At 62.8% G+C, this 16,542-nt stretch carries 14 protein-coding genes; 4 read left to right on the forward strand and 10 right to left on the reverse strand.

The window, feature by feature from the left end:
- Nucleotide 1: 1 nt before the first annotated feature.
- From EN853_RS18330 to tssI, 10 genes are read right to left on the reverse strand one after another with little or no spacing between them, the layout of a single operon-like run.
- On the reverse strand, nucleotides 2-733 hold the full coding sequence (locus EN853_RS18330) for a hypothetical protein (RefSeq protein WP_127860981.1): 732 nt from the start codon (nucleotides 731-733) through the stop codon (nucleotides 2-4).
- Nucleotides 733-1,644 (reverse strand): type VI immunity family protein, encoded by a 912-nt coding sequence (locus EN853_RS18335; RefSeq protein ID WP_127860980.1) that lies wholly within the window; start codon nucleotides 1,642-1,644, stop codon nucleotides 733-735. Before EN853_RS18335 ends, EN853_RS18330 begins: the two co-directional genes overlap by 1 nt.
- A 36-nt stretch (nucleotides 1,645-1,680) precedes the next feature.
- Nucleotides 1,681-2,247 carry a hypothetical protein gene (locus tag EN853_RS18340; RefSeq protein WP_127860979.1) on the reverse strand — a complete coding sequence of 189 codons (567 nt, stop codon included), beginning with the start codon at nucleotides 2,245-2,247 and terminating at the stop codon, nucleotides 1,681-1,683.
- A 9-nt stretch (nucleotides 2,248-2,256) separates the two neighbouring features.
- Nucleotides 2,257-2,649, reverse strand: coding sequence for a DUF4150 domain-containing protein (locus tag EN853_RS18345; RefSeq protein WP_127860978.1), 393 nt, complete (start codon nucleotides 2,647-2,649; stop codon nucleotides 2,257-2,259).
- Nucleotides 2,649-3,668 (reverse strand): hypothetical protein, encoded by a 1,020-nt coding sequence (locus EN853_RS18350; protein WP_127860977.1) that lies wholly within the window; start codon nucleotides 3,666-3,668, stop codon nucleotides 2,649-2,651. The genes EN853_RS18345 and EN853_RS18350 overlap by 1 nt, the downstream gene beginning before the upstream one ends.
- Entirely contained in the window at nucleotides 3,665-4,702 is a 1,038-nt protein-coding gene (locus EN853_RS18355; protein WP_127860976.1) for a DUF2169 domain-containing protein, read from the reverse strand. The genes EN853_RS18350 and EN853_RS18355 overlap by 4 nt, the downstream gene beginning before the upstream one ends.
- Nucleotides 4,703-4,713: 11 nt before the next feature.
- The gene (locus EN853_RS18360) at nucleotides 4,714-5,874 is read right to left on the reverse strand and encodes a HEAT repeat domain-containing protein (RefSeq protein ID WP_127860975.1); all 1,161 of its coding nucleotides are present in this window, start codon (nucleotides 5,872-5,874) and stop codon (nucleotides 4,714-4,716) included.
- Between the two features lie 8 nt (nucleotides 5,875-5,882).
- Nucleotides 5,883-6,092, reverse strand: coding sequence for a hypothetical protein (locus EN853_RS18365; RefSeq protein WP_127860974.1), 210 nt, complete (start codon nucleotides 6,090-6,092; stop codon nucleotides 5,883-5,885).
- A complete protein-coding gene (locus EN853_RS18370) occupies nucleotides 6,092-6,517 on the reverse strand; it encodes a DUF6484 domain-containing protein (RefSeq protein WP_127860973.1) in 426 nt (141 codons plus the stop codon). The genes EN853_RS18365 and EN853_RS18370 overlap by 1 nt, the downstream gene beginning before the upstream one ends.
- An 8-nt stretch (nucleotides 6,518-6,525) precedes the next feature.
- On the reverse strand, nucleotides 6,526-8,853 hold the full coding sequence (gene tssI, locus EN853_RS18375; protein WP_127860972.1) for a type VI secretion system tip protein TssI/VgrG: 2,328 nt from the start codon (nucleotides 8,851-8,853) through the stop codon (nucleotides 6,526-6,528).
- A gap of 301 nt (nucleotides 8,854-9,154) precedes the next feature.
- Here tssI and tagH point away from each other — a divergent pair, with 301 nt between their 5' ends.
- The 4 genes from tagH to EN853_RS18395 all read left to right on the forward strand — a co-directional run bounded on the left by tagH (nucleotide 9,155) and on the right by EN853_RS18395 (nucleotide 16,540).
- The gene (tagH, locus tag EN853_RS18380; RefSeq protein ID WP_127860971.1) at nucleotides 9,155-10,237 is read left to right on the forward strand and encodes a type VI secretion system-associated FHA domain protein TagH; all 1,083 of its coding nucleotides are present in this window, start codon (nucleotides 9,155-9,157) and stop codon (nucleotides 10,235-10,237) included.
- A 449-nt stretch (nucleotides 10,238-10,686) separates the two neighbouring features.
- A complete protein-coding gene (gene tssL / locus EN853_RS18385) occupies nucleotides 10,687-12,045 on the forward strand; it encodes a type VI secretion system protein TssL, long form (protein ID WP_348631582.1) in 1,359 nt (452 codons plus the stop codon).
- Nucleotides 12,046-12,070: 25 nt separating this feature from the next.
- Nucleotides 12,071-15,601 carry a type VI secretion system membrane subunit TssM gene (gene tssM / locus EN853_RS18390; RefSeq protein WP_189343895.1) on the forward strand — a complete coding sequence of 1,177 codons (3,531 nt, stop codon included), beginning with the start codon at nucleotides 12,071-12,073 and terminating at the stop codon, nucleotides 15,599-15,601.
- Nucleotides 15,602-15,739: 138 nt separating this feature from the next.
- Entirely contained in the window at nucleotides 15,740-16,540 is an 801-nt protein-coding gene (locus tag EN853_RS18395) for a protein phosphatase 2C domain-containing protein (protein ID WP_127860968.1), read from the forward strand.
- Nucleotides 16,541-16,542 lie beyond the last annotated feature (2 nt).

The following is a 16,542-nucleotide window of genomic DNA, read 5'->3' on the forward strand; positions in this document are numbered from 1 at the left end:
GTCAGTATAGATCAACGCGCCGAATGGCCGCGTGATCGCTCGCAAAGCGATCGAGCATATTGATCAGCACATCGAAGGCCTCCTCGGAGGAGTCGAACCTGTCCACGACGATTTCAATCGAGTCTTCTTCGAAGAGCTGAACGCCGCCGAACACATTGGCGGCAATCTCCGGATCAATATGCGGCAGTACAAACGCTCCGTTTACCAAAGCGTTGGCCCATGGAGTTATCCAGTCTTCGACCGCCGCTATTTCGGTAGGGGACCGAGGGCCTCCCATCGTCAGCACGAGACGTCGCATTCGCGACGTTATCGTAGCGTCGATCGTCAACACGAACTGGAGCTTAATGCGACGCGCCGGGTAAACCGGGCGACCGTCAACCTCGTCGGGATACGGCAATTCGTAGCGGTTGCCGTTCGCAGCGGCCAGTAATTCCAGAGCGATATACGCATCGGTTTTTCCGGACGCCACCAAGCTCGAACGCAGGCACTCCAGGAACCGACCGTCGATGGCGGCCATTTCGAGATCGGCTCGAAGCGTGTGCGTATCTAGATTCGTCCTGTGGACGACGAACTTTGGCGCAATCGCTCCCGCAGTGAAACCACCCCGCGCGCCGATGTCGGCAACGGCGCTCAACATCTCAAGGATCTCGGCGCCGTCGACGGCTTCAACGGCGGTTGCCTGAAACAGGAAACGTCCGTCCAATACGGGCTGACGGGGGAGAATGGCGCGCATCAGCTTGCCGTGTTGAACCGGTTATACCAGCGCTCTGTGGCGGTGCCGTCGTCGGTTTCCACGTCGAAGCTCTTCGCAAGTGACCCAGCGCGCTCGATGAGCGGGCGCAGCAGCCGATCCACCTGTTTGTAGCCGGGAAGAGTGTCACCCCGATTGACGTCGCCCAGTTGCGGCAGCTTGTCGGCTCGAAACACCAGCCCCGTTGGAAGCTCGGTCACGGATACCGGATTGGAAACGGATCGGGCGAGCGTGGAAGTACCCCCAAGCTCGCCGGCCAACTCCGTGTCGATCATGGTCAGCCAGTTCACAGTTTTGACGCCATCGCGGCCAACTGCCCAGAGATCGTTGATTCCCACTAGCAGATCGAGACCATGATGGCGTATCGATTTGGCCCACGCGAACGACTGGCTCTCTTCTTCGAAATAAGGCGACGTCTGCAGAGCATGTCCAGCGGCGGCATATCGAACCGGCAGCGAATGGCACGTGTCGAAAAAGTAATCCTGTATGACTTCATGCAGCCCTTCATCGGCTGGCACAGTCAGTTGAAGAAGCGCAAGGCGGCCGAATTCCGGGTCGGCAAATCGCGCTTCCTCCGAGTGCACCTTGAACATCCAGCGCGGCGTATCATTGTAGGCTTCGCCATCCTTCAGTTCGATCGATATGAATTCTCGCGTGGCGCCAGCTTCCGCTAGCCAGGAAGGCAGCATTTCTAGGGTCTTGGCGTTAACCTTGGCATGCTTGCTCATCGTCTCGGTCGCGTAAAACCGAAAGCGTTTCTCGCCGACGACCGAAATCCAGCGCCGGTAGGCGGCGAGAAACGCGGAGGCCTTTTCCCGCAATGGACCGGCAATGAAAAAATTCATAGCCAATACGTGGCGCACTTCGTGCAGCCCCTCGGATTCAAGTTCCAAACTTGACGGTTCCACGCCTACGTCCTTCCGCAAAGACTATACATTGGTGCAGTCACAATTGCCCTTTTTGGCTTGCGCGTCCTGCGGCGTCATACAACGCACCTTGTCTACTTGCTGGCCGTCGACCTCGAAGTCATTGTAGTCCCCTTTCTCTTTTGCGGTCATCATCGATTTTCCCGATTTGCCGATGGATTTCATTGACAACTTTGTAGCGCGGCCTGCCTGACCGGTGCCTTGTGGATCCAGTTTCTTGTTGAGCGCTTTAGAGTCGCACGGGAATTTGGCGTCGACGATGTCCCATTTTCCGGTCTTGGGATTCTTCACCACGGTGTCGGGGATGCGCATTTTCCCGTTGATTTCCTGCCGGGGTGAGGCGCGCACCTTGTCCGCGGCGCGATTTTTGGTCGTCAGCTTGCCGGACTCCGTCTTTTCGCGCAGTTGGTGAGCAACGCAGGAATGCTTTCTGTTCGCCATTCGCTGGCAGCTTGCTGCGGCGTCCCGCTTTGCTTTGAACGGGTATGCCTTCTCGTCGCAGCATGAGATAACGCATGCGATCATCTGTTCCCCGGTCATGCCTGCAAGCGGAATCTGTACGTTTGGCATCGAAGCGTCCTAGAGGCAGACCGTGTTCTTGTTGTTGCTGGTCATCTTGTCCGATAGCCTGCACGCGCCCTTGCCTTCGAGGTTCACGTCGAACGAGAAGGATATCCATTCGGCGGCCTTCATGTTGACGTTGGATACAACCCCGCCGAGGGTGCCGGCCTCATCACCATTGCTGCTCGCATACTTCGACGGCTGATGCGCACACATGTTGCCGCCATCCGCCTTCACGGTCGTCGTACCGCCGCTGAGCGAGTCCGACCGAGCAATATTCGGATAGGGCACGGGAACGGGAGGTGCGGGAGGCGCGGGGGTCTTGCAGACATCGGGCGCCGTGGCCATCGCAATGCCGTTCGAGCCCTTATGCGCAAGGCTGAGATTGTTGATCGCGACTGTCACGCTCATTATGTTGGTCTTTCTCCCAGGTCCAGCAGAACAGCGGCTCTTGCGCCGCCGGACGTTGCAGATCCGCAAATGCAGGCGAAACGTCCCTCAAGCATACGGGTCCTGCGGCCGACCGCAGCTAGGATCCCTGCCAGCACTCCGAAGGCCGCACCGGTCTCGCCAACGCGATTTGCCGTGACATTGAAGCTTTCGCCCAGTGCAAACCGCGAAGAAGCCCTCATAAGCGCGTTGCCGAAACTGTCCGTACGCCAGATCTCGCCGTTCAAATCCACAAACAGATGTCGGATCGGCGTTTCACGCTCGACAAGGGGGGCTGTCGCATCAAGCAAGGCGCGCGACAATGCCCGGCCGAGATAGGGTCCCGGCGACTCATCTGCGATCTCCCGTCTCAGCCCGCCGCCGATTACCTGCACGCGGTTCCGCGATGTCGCGGGTCCCACAAGCATCGCGGCCGCCGCTTCGCCTGGTATCAAACCGAAGGGGTTGGTAACCGTCTTGAGACGCTGGTGCGCCTCGATCCAGTCCAGCGAGTCGGCGCCGATGTAGCTGTCTGTGGCGACGACGATGCAATGGCGCCGGCCGCCGTTGGCGATCCGGTTCATTGCCGTGGCGATCGCCATGACGCCACCAGCCTGGTCGTATTGGCCCGTCACCACTTCTCGGAGCGAGAATGCAGATTCGACCGAGCCTCTGATTTTCTCTACGAGCGCACGCGCGTCTTCGGGACCAAATCCGGGCCGGTAGGCAGGCAGAGACAGTAGCAGGTCCGCTTCCTGACCTCCCCCATCCGGTTGGGTGAGCATGTCGCGAATGGCGGCCAGGGCGAGTTCCGCCATTCTATCCGCTTCGCGTGTACTTTCGACTGCCTCGACGAAGGCCATGCTGACGCGCTCTCCACCAGTATCGATGAAGCGAGGGTGAAGCTGGATACCCGAAATCTCGCTGAAATACGCAGCGGCGGCTGCCTCTGCCCAAAGACCGATAGGGGTACAGGCCCCCATGGCGACGATTTCGCTCATGAACGGCTCCCGGAAACGGAGATTGCACGAACGATGGGCTTATCCCAGACGTCGATGCTCAAGATGCGTTCGCGGTATCCCTGACAGTTCAGCGATCCTGACCAACTGACGGAAAATCGCCGCTGCGTCGGGAATATCGTAAGCGTTGAGATATGCAGCCTCATCTGCTTGGTGGATCTGTTGATGGTGAGGTCGGCATAGGGGCGGAAAACTGGAAGTTTGAAGCCCAGGAAGCCGGAGTTGGTCATGTTGATAACCCGGACCTCTTCGTTGCCGTTGAGGTAGGGGTAGCATTGTTGGTCCGCGGGTGCTGCCATGAAGTAGCGGTCATCGAGATCTCTTGCCCAAAGCGGCGCACGATTTTTGACCCAGTCATCGTCGTATGTGCCGGCATACTGACGGCGGGGCATCCAATGTCTTTCGATGGCACAAAAGGAAGCAGGTCGCGGACGATGGTTCCAACTCGAGTAAGCTTCGCCTGGAACGAAAACCGACGGCGCCTTCAGGCCTTCAATTCCTTTGGTTCCGCTTGCGAGTCCAGTGCCAATCGGGTTCCGTGAATCGACATGGCTACCGTCCTCCGGCCATGCGATGCCGCCAAAGGTGTTTTCCCAGACTACAGGCAATTCCCTGAACGGCGCTGGCGCAGACAGGACGGGAGACACCGCGCCGTGAAGCCAGATACGCTCGCCGACAACCCGCAGCCGCTTGCTGACCGACCCGACGCTGAAGCCGATATCAACCTCCCGGCGGGACTCCGGCTCGGGATTGACCGCATTTCCGATCACCAGGATGTCGGTTCCGGGTTTCATGAAGTCGAAGTCGGTGTCGCCAAGCATGGTTGAAGGCTTCGACGGGTCGAGGTGTCGCGGTGCATAGTCGGGCGGCACCTGCACCCGTGAAGGCTGGCACAGGCCATCATCGTCGATGTCGTAGGTCGCCTTGACGCAGAGCACATAGTTGTCCGCGCCCTCGCGGTCGGCAAGGAAAGTATGGTTGGCGGCGAACGGGGTGTTGTTGTTGAGGATCCACATACGTCAGGCGCTCAGGCAGTAGCGCTACGCGCTTCGGCGCGATAGCGATCGAGGGTCCGCGCCCGCAGCGATCGCTCCTCGCCCAGCAGAGGCGACAATCGTTCGGTAGCCAGCGCGATCCGAAACTGCTGGACGTCCGGAAGTATGGCGAAATCCACATCATATTGCGCGGCGACTTCATCGGACACCCGCATAGGATCGTCCGTGAAAAACGTGCCGATGGTCAACTCGCAACCCAGCATGTCGCAGGCGGCGAATCCCGCGATTTCGGCTGTCGCCCCTTTCTCCATCTGGCTGATCAGCCACGGCCATGACGCGGCATCGCCATGGATCCCGACGACACGAATGGCCTGCGCATCGAGCTCGCCTTTCGCGAGCATCGTGCGCACCCAGTCCTTGATTTCGTCATCGTCAGCCAGCGTTGCTGCCCGGTCGAGAGCCCGTTGCGCCACAGCGTCCGCAGTCTTCGGATCTTCGACCAATGCCTTGAGGACCTCCAGCGCCCCTTCGCGATCACCGGACTCAGCGAGCAAAAGAGCTGCCTCCAGCCGAACATTCGGATTTTTGTCGATCTTCAACTCGGCTAGCAACTGCGGCTCGAAAGCGCCTGTTCGGGCGAGAAGACGAACTGCATGCATCCTGACTTCCGGATGCCGGTCTGAAAGCAGAACAGGAAGTCTGGAGCCCAAATCTTGCCCATGCCGCGCGCATGCGGCAAGCGCTGCCACTCGCGCAGGCCATTGCGGCGATTCCAGCCAACCCTGCACGAAAGGCGAAAGCCATTTTACCGGTGCGAGGGTGACTGCGCCATTCACACCGACAATCGATTCGGGATTTTCGGCGACCAGATCGATTACCTTGCCGAGCCGCTGACGGTCCGAAACCACCAGGGCCAGCCATGTGAGAATAAAGAATTCTCCAGCCTCCGGGAAATCTTCGGCTTGGGCGAGCGACAGTTCCCATCCAAGATCACCGGACAGTTCGGCGCCACGCAGGTTTGCGGACAACCGGCGCCAGGCGTGCTGAACGATGGTGTCATCTTCGGGAAGCGCTTCGCGTAGTTCCTGATATTGGACCCAGAGACTTGCCCCGTTTTCGATATGACCGCGTACGATTTCCGGTATCGCGGGTCTCTTTTCGCTCTGCCAACTATGTGATGAGTTACCCGACATTGCGACGTCTACCCGATTGGATCTATCGCACGACCTTGGGCTTCCAAGCGACGGTCAACGCCAGCGATCACGCGAAGGTCGGGCGAATCGTCCATCATCAGCTTGTCGCGCTGCGACCAGAAGAACGCGGCCTGCTCGGCATGCTGCGTGACAACATCCGCTACTATTCGCCGCTCTGGCGCGCCTTCTGGTTTCGACTTTCCGGTTGCTGCCGACATCAGTTGAGATCGATCGAGCCGCCTCGGATACGATTGGCGGCGCTCGCATGGCTGGTGACGTAGGTGCCGCGAATGGTGATGCGACCATCTTTTTCCATAAGGATCGTCGCCTTGCCGCAGCGCAGCTCAAGCCGCTCGTCCGCATGGATCCGCACCCGTTCACCATCACGAAAGACCTGAGCCCCAGAAGATTTTTTGGCAGGCGCCACAATGCAGCCGACGATCAGCGGCTTTTGCGGGTTGCCGTCCTCGAACAGCAGTGCGACCTCCTGTCCGATCATGTCGGAACTCAACTCGGCCAAGCTGCGCGCCGGCAGCGCCCTGTCCTGCGGATTACGGGGGAAAACCACCAGTGGCCCGTCGTCATCAAAGCCAAGAAACTGGCCAATGACAACACCTTCGATGCGATCACGAACCTTTGCCATACGCCCTCCTAGTTCTCCGTAATCTTCGAGCCCTTCATGGCGATATCGCCTGATGCCTTGATAGAGATCTTGCCCGATCCCTTGACGAAGATGTCCTTGCCCTCGATCGCGATCGTGCCGTCCTTCTTCATCATGATCTTGGCCGATCCGGTCTGGATCAGGATCTCGTCGCCGGCATCAATGACCAGCTTCTTGCCTACCTTGATCGAGCTATTCCCGCTGACGCTGATCGAACTATCCTTTGCGACACTCAGGGAATAAGCACCTCCTACACTTGTGGAATCGTCGGCCGCGATGCTGGCGCTGCGCGCAGCACCAACGTCGAACGATTGGGCGCTTCCAACGGTCACGCTCTGGTCGGCGCCGATATTGACGGTCTGCCCGGCTCCGACGTTCCAGCTGTCGCCGGCCCCGATGTCATGGCTCTGGCTGATACCGACGCTGACGGCGCGGGTCGCGCCGATCGTGTTCGTCTGCGAGGCGCCAACGGTGCGCGCTTCGGCCGCCCCCACCGTATCGACGCGCGCCACACCCACCGTGACCGTCTGATTGAGCCCTACCGTCTGCGAGTGGTTCGCGTCGATGTTCTCCGTCGAGTTGGCGACGACGTGGATGGTCTCGTTCGCCATAACCGTCAGCGAACGGTTGGCGCCCACCGTCTCGGTGTCGTTCGACCCGATATTCGTCGTCTGGTCGACGCCGATCTTGACCGTCTTGTTGTTGCCGACGTCCTCGTCGAGGTTGTGGCCGACGGAGTGCTTGGCGTCGTGGTCGATGCGGTCGGACTGGTCGTGCTGCACGGTCTTGTTGCGGTCGTGCTTGATCAGAAGATGGTGGTCCTTCTGGGCCTGGAAATTGACCAGCTCGGAGCCAGCCTTGTCCTCGAACATCAGCTCGTTGTAACCGCCGCCGCCTTTCGAGGAGTTCGACTTCCAGCCCGATTGCGTGGCGTTGCCCGGCAGTCCGTAGGGCGGCATTTCTGCGGCGTTGTAGACGCGGCCGGTGATGATCGGCAGGTCCGGATCGCCCTCGATGAAGTCGACGATGACCTCCTGGCCGATGCGCGGGATCTGGATGAAGCCCCAGCCGCTGCCGGCCCAGGTCTGCGACACCCGCACGAAGCAGGAGGAGTTCTGGTCCTTCTTGCCGAGGCGGTCCCAATGGAACTGCACCTTCACCCGCGCATATTTGTCGGTGAATATCTCCTCGCCGGAAGGACCGACCACTGTCGCCGTCTGCGGTCCGCGCATGATCGGTCGCGGCGTGATACGCGGCGGCCGGTAGGGCAATTTGGTGGGCGCGACGCCCAGCACGGCCCTGAAATTCTCGCTATGGGCCTCGTTCTGGGTCCTGTAGCCTGGATCGAACAATCGGTATTCCGCGCTGATCACCAGATATTCCTGGTTCTGGTCGTCGCGCGGAAAGCTCTCGAGCGTGAACTTGCAGCCGGAAAAGAGGCCGCGCACGGTGCCTACCGCCGTGCTGCGCTGGTGCACGGCCTGCAGCTCCTCGCGGCGAATCCCGGCAATCGTGTCGCCCCGCCCGACGTCAAGATGCGCCCCGGGCTGGCGGTAGTTCTCGCCCGCGGCTTCCTTGTGGGAGAACGGCTGCGCGGACTTGGCCATCAGGTCGGCGCCCGGCTTCTCGAAATCATAGTCGGTATGGGCATAGGCGCCGGGCCGCACCGAACTGCCGGGGATCCATTCGGTTATGTATTCGACGTCGCGGCGCGAGGCCTGCCCCTCGAAATTGTAAAGCACCTTCTCGTAGCCAGGTGCGGCCTTCAGCTTGCTCATCGCATCGCAGAGCACCAGCGTATGCTTGCCCTCATCATGCTCGAAGAAATAGAAGATGCCCTCGTGCTCCATCAGCCTCTGCACGAAATCCAGATCGCTCTCGTCATACTGAACGCAATATTCGCGCTGGGGATAAGACCCCTGCAGCCGCTTCTCGAATTTCGCGATGCCGTATTTCGAGAAAATCTTCTCGACGATCTCGACCGCCGTCATGTGCTGGAAGATGCGGCAATCCGTGGTGTTGCCGAGGAACCAGAGCCATGGCCTGACCACCGCTTCGTAAAACGCCAGCCGGTCCTCGATCCGGGTCAGCTTGAAATCCGAGACGAGACCGCTGAACCAGCGTTTCGGATCGGATTCGCCTTCCACCGAAACGACACCGCCCAGCATCTTCAGCGGATCGACGTCATGGCTCTTCGAGACGAAGCCGACGGTATAGGCGAAACAACGGCTGATCTCATCGCGGCCGATGAGATGGGTGAAGGTGAGCACATCGCCGCCAACCGGCGTCTGCACAACCGTGGCACGTTCGTTCGGCATGGGTCGTGCCCCTCCTGGACGCGGCCGCCAGTGTGATGGATCGAAGCCCCCGCTCTGTAAACTGCATCACGTTCGGGAAGTTTTCGAATTCACCGCTCCGGACCGGCTCAGCCTAGCACATGTTTGGTGCCGGCCAAACAATGGCGGACCCTGCCGGAGCGCAGGTGTGAAACGCTCCTCTCCCGTCGCTCTCGCAAGCTGCTAGAATGCTGGAGCAATTCCAGAAAAGGCGCGTCGCGCGCTTTGCGTCCGGAATTGCGTGAAGCAAGTGTTTGTTTACCAAGTTCGGCGACGCTTCCGGATGTTCATCTCGCTCCAGATCAGCAATGTCGACAGGCTGCCCGCGGGCACGACGGCGAGCTACGCCGCCCGCGACCGCAGCTTCGAGATCGGCCGCGAGAATTGCGACTGGACGCTCACCGATCCGGACAAGATCATCTCGGGCCGGCACTGCGAGGTCCGCTACCAGGCGGGCGCCTTCTGGCTCTACGACATCTCGCGCAACGGCACCTTCATCAACGGGTCCAGCCAGCGCGTGGCCGGTCCGCACCGGCTGGCCCATGGCGACCGGGTGCTGATCGGCCGCTATGTCATCGCGGTTTCGATCGACGAGGCGCGCATCGCCACCGGCCATCCGCAGACCCGGGCGGGGTCGACGCAACGCGAGCTGCCGCAGTCGACGGGAAGGCCTCTCGAATTGAGCAACGAGCCGTTTTTCAGTCCGGCGGAGCAGCGCAGCGGACAGGGGGCGCCGGTGTCGAGGTCTTCGGCGCTGCAGCAGCCGGCCCCGGCCGCGCCGGCCGGCCGAGCCGCGGACGCCGACGGGCTGTTGCGGGACATCGCGAAGGCGGCCGGCATGCCGCCTGACGTGCTTCGGTCGCGCGATCCGCAGGAAGTGGCCGCCGAGATCGGCACCGTGCTCAGAACCACGGTCGAGCAATTGTCCCTGCTGCTCAAGGCACGCGCGGCGGCCAAGGTGCTGGCCAAAAGCACGCATCGCACGATGATCGGCGCCGAGAACAACAATCCGCTGAAATTCGTTCCCGGCACCGACGACATACTGGAGATCATGTTCGCGAAACGCCGGGCCGGCTATCTCGACGCCGCGCACAGCGTCGAGGACGCCTTCAGGGACCTCAAGACGCATGAATTGGCCACTTACGCCGCGATGCAGGCCGCGCTCTCCAGGCTGCTCGACGACCTGTCGCCGGAGGCGATCGCCAGGAAGCTGCCGCCGGCCTCCTTCTCGTCCAAGAAGAGCCAGGCATGGGATGCCCTCGTCGCCACCTGGCGCACGATGGAAGAGAAGCACGAAAACGGCATGCTCGACGTCTTCCTGGCCTATTTCAGCGAAGCCTACGCCAAGGCCGGCAAGCAGAAGTAGCGAGCAGGCCAGCCGCGCAAGGCGCTATGTGACGGGTCTCACAGAAGAACCCGTCGCTTTGAGCATCCTGCTTTCCGATTTCGATAAGCTGCCGATTTTATTTGCGTGCTTGGACGGTTAGGATGACGAATGGAAGCTTGCCTGGCGGGCAAAGCGGCGTGGCTTGGGGCGTGTGCAGCAATGTCATGTTTCGGCGAGATGAGCTTTTCCATCCGGCCCGCCGCCAAATCCTGGCATGAAAAGCGCGAAGCCGCTCTCTTTCCCCGCCGAAAACCAATTCGCTGCATCTCGACGGTGGACCGCCGATGAGCTCGAAGGACGATCCCTCCCGGCCGGCGGACAAGACCGTCATCCGGGCGCCACGGCCAAAACAACGGTCGCCTGCGGCGCTTCAGGGCTCCGCTGCGGGCAGCGCTGCGCCCGCTCCGCCGGCCGCTCGGGAACCGACGGTGTTCGACCCCGGCGTCGGCCGGCAGATGCCGACCGGCTGGGCGTCCGGAACCGTGGTCGTTCAGGGTTCGCCACCGGCAGCAGCCGCGTCAGCGCCAGCATTGCTGCAGGAGATCCTGCTCGGCGCCACGGATGGCGTGAAATACGCCGCGGCAAATCCAATTCTCGCGGCCGCGGCGCCGCTCCTCGTGCTGTTCGGCCAGCTGCGGCTGATGCCGGTCGAACGGCAAGCGGCCCCCCTGGCAGAGCATATCGCCGAAGCGATCGAGGCGCTCGACCGGGAGATGGCGAAAGCCGGCATCGCCGAGGGGGACGCCAGGATCGCGAAATTCGCCCTTTGCGAGACAGCTGACGATCTGGTCGGCAACCTGCCCTGGCCGAAGGACGACGCCTGGAGCGGGCACAGTCTCGTATCGAGGTTGTTCCACACCAGGCCCACCGGCGCCGGTTTCTACCAGGCGCTGAACCAGATCCTGGGCAGCCCGGAGGGCCATCACGACCTGCTCGAACTGATGCATGCCTGCCTATCGCTCGGGTTCGAAGGCCAGTATCGCGGACGGGCCGGCGAACGGGACGCTCTCGAACACATCCGGCGCGACGTCTACGACACGATCCGCTACTTCAACCCGCGCGCGGAGGACGACATCTCGCCCCGTTGGCAAGGCATGGCGGCGACGCTGTCGAAGCCAAGGGCGCTGCTGCCGCTATGGGCGGTTGCGGCTGCCGCCGCGACGCTGGTTACGGCGGCGTTCTTCGGATTGCGGGTGCTGATCACCGACGAAGGCGACGCGACCGCCGCCGAATTGCTGGCGCTCAACCCGTCGACGCCGGTCACCATCGAGCGCGCCAGCGTCGCGGCGCCCGCCGAGCCCGCGCAAGCCGCTCCGCCGCCGCCCGCCGTCCCCACCACCACCCAGATCGACCGCATCCGGGCGGCTTTGGCCAAGGAGATCGACGGCGGCGGGCTGACGGTCGGCACGAAGGGCAACTTCATCGTGGTGGAGGTCAACAACCAGCTGTTGTTCGCGTCCGGCCAGGCGGAGCTGAAGGCGCAGTTCCAGCCCGTTGCGGCCGACATCGCCGCGGCGCTCGATGCCGAGCCAGGTCCGATCCGGATCATCGGCCATACCGACAATGTCAAGCCGAAGAAATCGGGCCAGTTCAAATCCAACTTCGATCTTTCCGTCGCTCGCGCCAAGGCCGTCCAGGAGATGATGGCCAAGCAATTGAAAGACCCGTCGCGGCTGAGCGTCGACGGCAAGGGCGAGGACGAGCCGATCGCCGACAACGGCACGGCCGAAGGCCGCGCCGAGAACCGCCGCGTCGACGTGATGATCCCGAAGGAGGAGACGTTGTGAGCGGGCGCGGCGGGAAGCGGCACTGATGCGCTGGATGCTCAGGATATTCAGCCTGCTCGCGCTCGCCGGTTTCTCGGCAGCGGTCTGGTACGCCGGACCATTGATCCGTTTTGCCGATACACGTCCGCTCGGATCGGTCTGGCTCAGGGCAACGATCATCGGGGCGAGCGTCGCGCTGCTCGCGCTCTTCTACGGCGTCCGCTTCTGGCAGAGGCGCAAGGCGCAAAGGGCGCTCGAGAAGGCGATAGCGCGCAGCGATGAGCGGAGCGACGATGCACAGGTGCTCGAGGCGCGCATGAGCGAGGCCATCGCGACGCTGAAACAATCGAGCGGCAAGCGCAATTTCCTCTATGACATCCCCTGGTACATCATCATCGGACCGCCGGGAGCCGGCAAGACGACCGCGCTGGTCAATTCGGGCCTGAAGTTCCCGCTTGCCGGTTCCGGCACTGCCCAGCCGGTGGCCGGCGTCGGCGGCACGCGGTCATGCGACTGGTGGTTCACCGACGATGCCGTGCTGATCGACACCGCCGGCCGTTATACGACGCAGGAGTCGGACGCCAAGCGCGACAAGGCGAGCTGGCTCGCCTTCCTCGGTCTTTTGAAGAAGCATCGCACCAGCCAGCCGATCAACGGCGTGATCCTCGCCATCAGCCTCGCCGATCTCATCGGCCTCGACGACCAGCAGCTCGACGCGCATCTCACCGAGATAAGAAGCCGTCTGCGGGAGCTGCACGAGACGCTGAAGATCCAGTTCCCGGTCTACCTGCTCTTTACCAAGGCCGACCTCGTCGCCGGCTTCATGGACTATTTCGGCGATTTCGATGAGGTCCGTCGGCAGAAAGTGTGGGGCGCGACGTTCCAGACCACCGACCGCAACAGGAATATGGTCGGCGAGGCTCCGGCCGAATTCGACGCGCTGGCCCGGCAGCTGGCGGAGGAGCTCGCCGACCGCCTGCAGGACGAGGCCGACCCGGTGGCGCGCATCGCGATCTTCGGCTTCCCGGCGCAGTTCGGGGCGCTGAGGGCCCGCATCGTGCGTTTCGTCACCAGCCTGTTCGACCCGTCGCGCAGCCAGGTCAACGTCAGCCTGCGCGGGTTCTATTTCTCCTCCGGCACCCAGGAAGGAACGCCCATCGACCAGGTTCTGGGGGCGATCGGCCGTAGTTTCGGAGGCGCTTCCCAGGCGCATCTTTCCGGCACCGGCAGAAGCTTCTTCCTGCACGATCTCCTGGCGAAGGTGATCTTCCCTGAGGCCGGCTGGGTCTCCTTCGACAGGGCCGCGGAACGGCGCGCCAGGCTCGCCAGATTTGGCGGCCTCGCCGCCATCGGGCTGGCGGCCTTGGCGGCGCTCGGCGTGCTGAGCCTCAGCTTCTCGGCCAACAAGTCGCTGATCGCTTCCACCAGGCAGGCGATGGCGCAGTATCGCGACAGCGCCGATTCGCTGCTCAAGAGCACGACCGTGACCGACGTCGATCTCGAGAACGTCATCGGCCCGCTCGACCAGCTGCGCAACCTGCCAGCGGGATTCGAAACCGCCGGCCAAACGAAGCCGGTCGAGGAGCGTTTTGGGCTGAGCCAGCGGGAGAGACTTCTATCGGCGTCCAAAACCGCCTACCGGCAGGCGCTGGAACGAAGCTTCCGCTCGCGTCTGCTGGTTCAGGCGGAGCGGACGATCCAGGCCAAGATGGCCGATCCGATCGCGCTTTACGAGCCGTTGAAGATCTATCTGATGCTGGGCGGCAAGGCGCCGAAGGTCGACGACGAGCTGATCGTCTCCTGGATGAAGCAGGACTGGGAGGAGAACCGCTATCCGGGCGAGAACAATCGCGAGGGCCGCGCGCAGCTCGAAAAGCATCTGCGCGCCATGCTCACGCTCGACGATGCCTATGACCCGGTCTTCGAGCTGAACCAACCGCTTGTCGAGGCCGCGCAACGCTCGCTTGGACGCATGAGCCTTGCCGACCGCGCATCGGCGCTGATCAGGTCGGCGGTCTACGGGGCAAGGCTGGAGGACTTCTCGGTTTCCGCGAAAGCCGGCTCGGAGGCGCAGCTTCTGTTCGAACGCATGGATGGCAGCGAACTTTCCGACCTTCGCGTTCCCGGCCTCTACACCCGGGCCGGCTTCAACGGTTTCTACCTGCCGCAGCTCTCGCGCATCGCGCAGATGCTGGTCGACGACCAATGGGTCCTCGGCGGCGGCGGCGAGCAGGGCGGCATCGACCAGGACCTGCCCAGGCTCGGCCCCGAGCTCGTCGACCGCTACGGCAAGGAATTCGCCGCGGCCTGGAACGGCGCGCTCGACCAGTTGAAGTTCAAGGCGATGCTGAAGGACAAGCCGCAATACATCGCGCTTTCCGCCGCCGCCTCGCCGGACTCGCCGCTCGACCGGCTGTTCACCGCGATCGCCGATGAAACCGCCCTGACGAAGGACAATACCGCCTTCGACGCCGAGACCGGTGCGGCACAGCAGGACCCGGCAGGCATGGCCAAGGGCCTGGCCCGTATCGGTCTGCAGATCGCCGGCGGCAAGTCGCAAAGCCGTGCCGGGGCAAGCTCGTCCGCCACGCAGAACGCCGGCGCCACCGTGGAAGCCCAGTTCAGGCCGTTCCAGGCGCTGGTGAGCGGCTCCAGCGGCCGACGGCCGATCGACGCGCTGACGCAGAATTTCCGCGATGTCTACCAGAGTGTGAAGCTCGCGGCGGATGTCCCTTCGCAGACGGAGCGCGTCAACGCGAACCTGAAGCTGCAGATCTCGACGATGCGCGCCAATGTCTCGCGCCTGCCCAAGCAGCTCGCGCGCATGGTCAACGCGGCGGCGGACGAGTTCGAAGGCAATGTCGCCGAAACCTCGGTGGCCAATCTCAACCAGACGCTTGAAGAGACGGTCACCCGCCCCTGCGAGGAAGCCGTCAACGGCCACTATCCCTTTGCCGCCGACAGCACGGAGGAAATCTCGATGGCGGATTTCGCCAAGCTGTTCGCTCCGGGCGGCATGATGGACCGGTTCTTCGCCCAGAACCTTGCGCCGCTGATCGACATGACGGGCCAGGACTGGACCTGGAAACAGAATGCCCGCTCCGGCCGCGATCTCGCCAAGTCGACCTTGAAGGCGTTCCAGTCGGCGGCGGAAATCCGCAACGCCTTCTTCCCATCCGGCGGTTCGGCGCCGTCGGTCTCGATCACCTTCACGCCCGTCTCGCTGAACAGCGAGGTCGACAGCGCGGTGCTCAATGTCGACGGACAGACCGTCCAGAGCGCCCAGGCGGGCAACGCGCCGAGCACCGTGACATGGCCGAGCGGCGCCGCTTCCGGATCGGCGAGCCTCAGCCTGACGCCGGAGATGCCGGGTCGCGAGTCCGCCCTCAGGTTCGAGGGACCTTGGGCCTTGAAGCGCCTGCTGGACAAGGCGACCGTCACCGGCAACGGCGGCGACGCCGAAGCGCGCTTCGTGATTGGCGGACGCGACGTCGCCTACAAGATGGAGACCGGGCCGGGGGCCAGTCCCTTCCTGCTTCCGGCATTGTCGGGCTTCAGCTGCCCGAAGGCGTTCTGAGATGGCGCAGTCCTTCCCAGCCCGCGCCGGCTCCGGCCTTCATTTCGGTACTCTAATCTATGCGCTTGTGGCAAACTGGCCTGGGCACGCGGCCCATGGTTCGTCACGGAGGACGCTCGCAAGGCGCTTGGTGGCAAATTGAGCACTGTCGCCCTTCCCATCGAAAGCTTCGGCGTGAGCCACAAGGGTTGCGTGCGCGACCACAACGAGGACAACTACCTCGTCGAGCCGCGCACCGGCCTTTGGGTGGTGGCCGACGGCATGGGCGGTCATGAGGCCGGGGAAGTCGCCTCCGCCAGCATCGTCGACCATCTGGCGACGATCGGCATCGCCAGCTCGGCGCCGGACCTTCGCGCGCGCTTCGAGGACCGGCTGAGCCGCGCCAATGCCGAGATCCGCAACATATCGCGATCGCGCGGCATCACCATCGGCTCGACCTTCGCGGCCTTGCTTGCGATGGACGGCCGGTTCGCGGGGCTGTGGGCCGGCGACAGCCGCATCTACCTGGTGCGCGGCGGCGCGATCTCGCAGATCTCCAGGGACCATACGGAAGTCCAGGAGCTCCTCGACCGTGGCATGATCAGCGCGGAGGAAGCGCTGACCTGGCCGCGCCGCAATGTGATCACACATGCCGTCGGGGTCAGCGACGAGCTCGAGATCGATTTCCAGCAGGGCGAGCTGATGCCGGGCGATGTTTTCATTCTCAGCACCGACGGGCTGACAGCACATGTCAGCGACGCCGAGATCGAGGCGGCGGTCAAGTCAGCGACGCCGCAGGCGGCGTGCGAAAAGCTCCTGGAGACCGTGCTGGCGCGCGGCGGAACGGACAATGTCACCATCGTGCTGGTGAGGGTCGGCGACGGGCGCAACGGGCCGCGGCATGCGGGTCGGTCAGGGGCGGATCGGTCGGGGGCGGATCGGCCCAGGGCGGAAGGCTGATA

Origin of the sequence: Mesorhizobium sp. M1C.F.Ca.ET.210.01.1.1 (assembly GCF_004791585.1) — a bacterium.
In the GTDB taxonomy this organism is placed as follows: Bacteria; Pseudomonadota; Alphaproteobacteria; order Rhizobiales; family Rhizobiaceae; genus Mesorhizobium.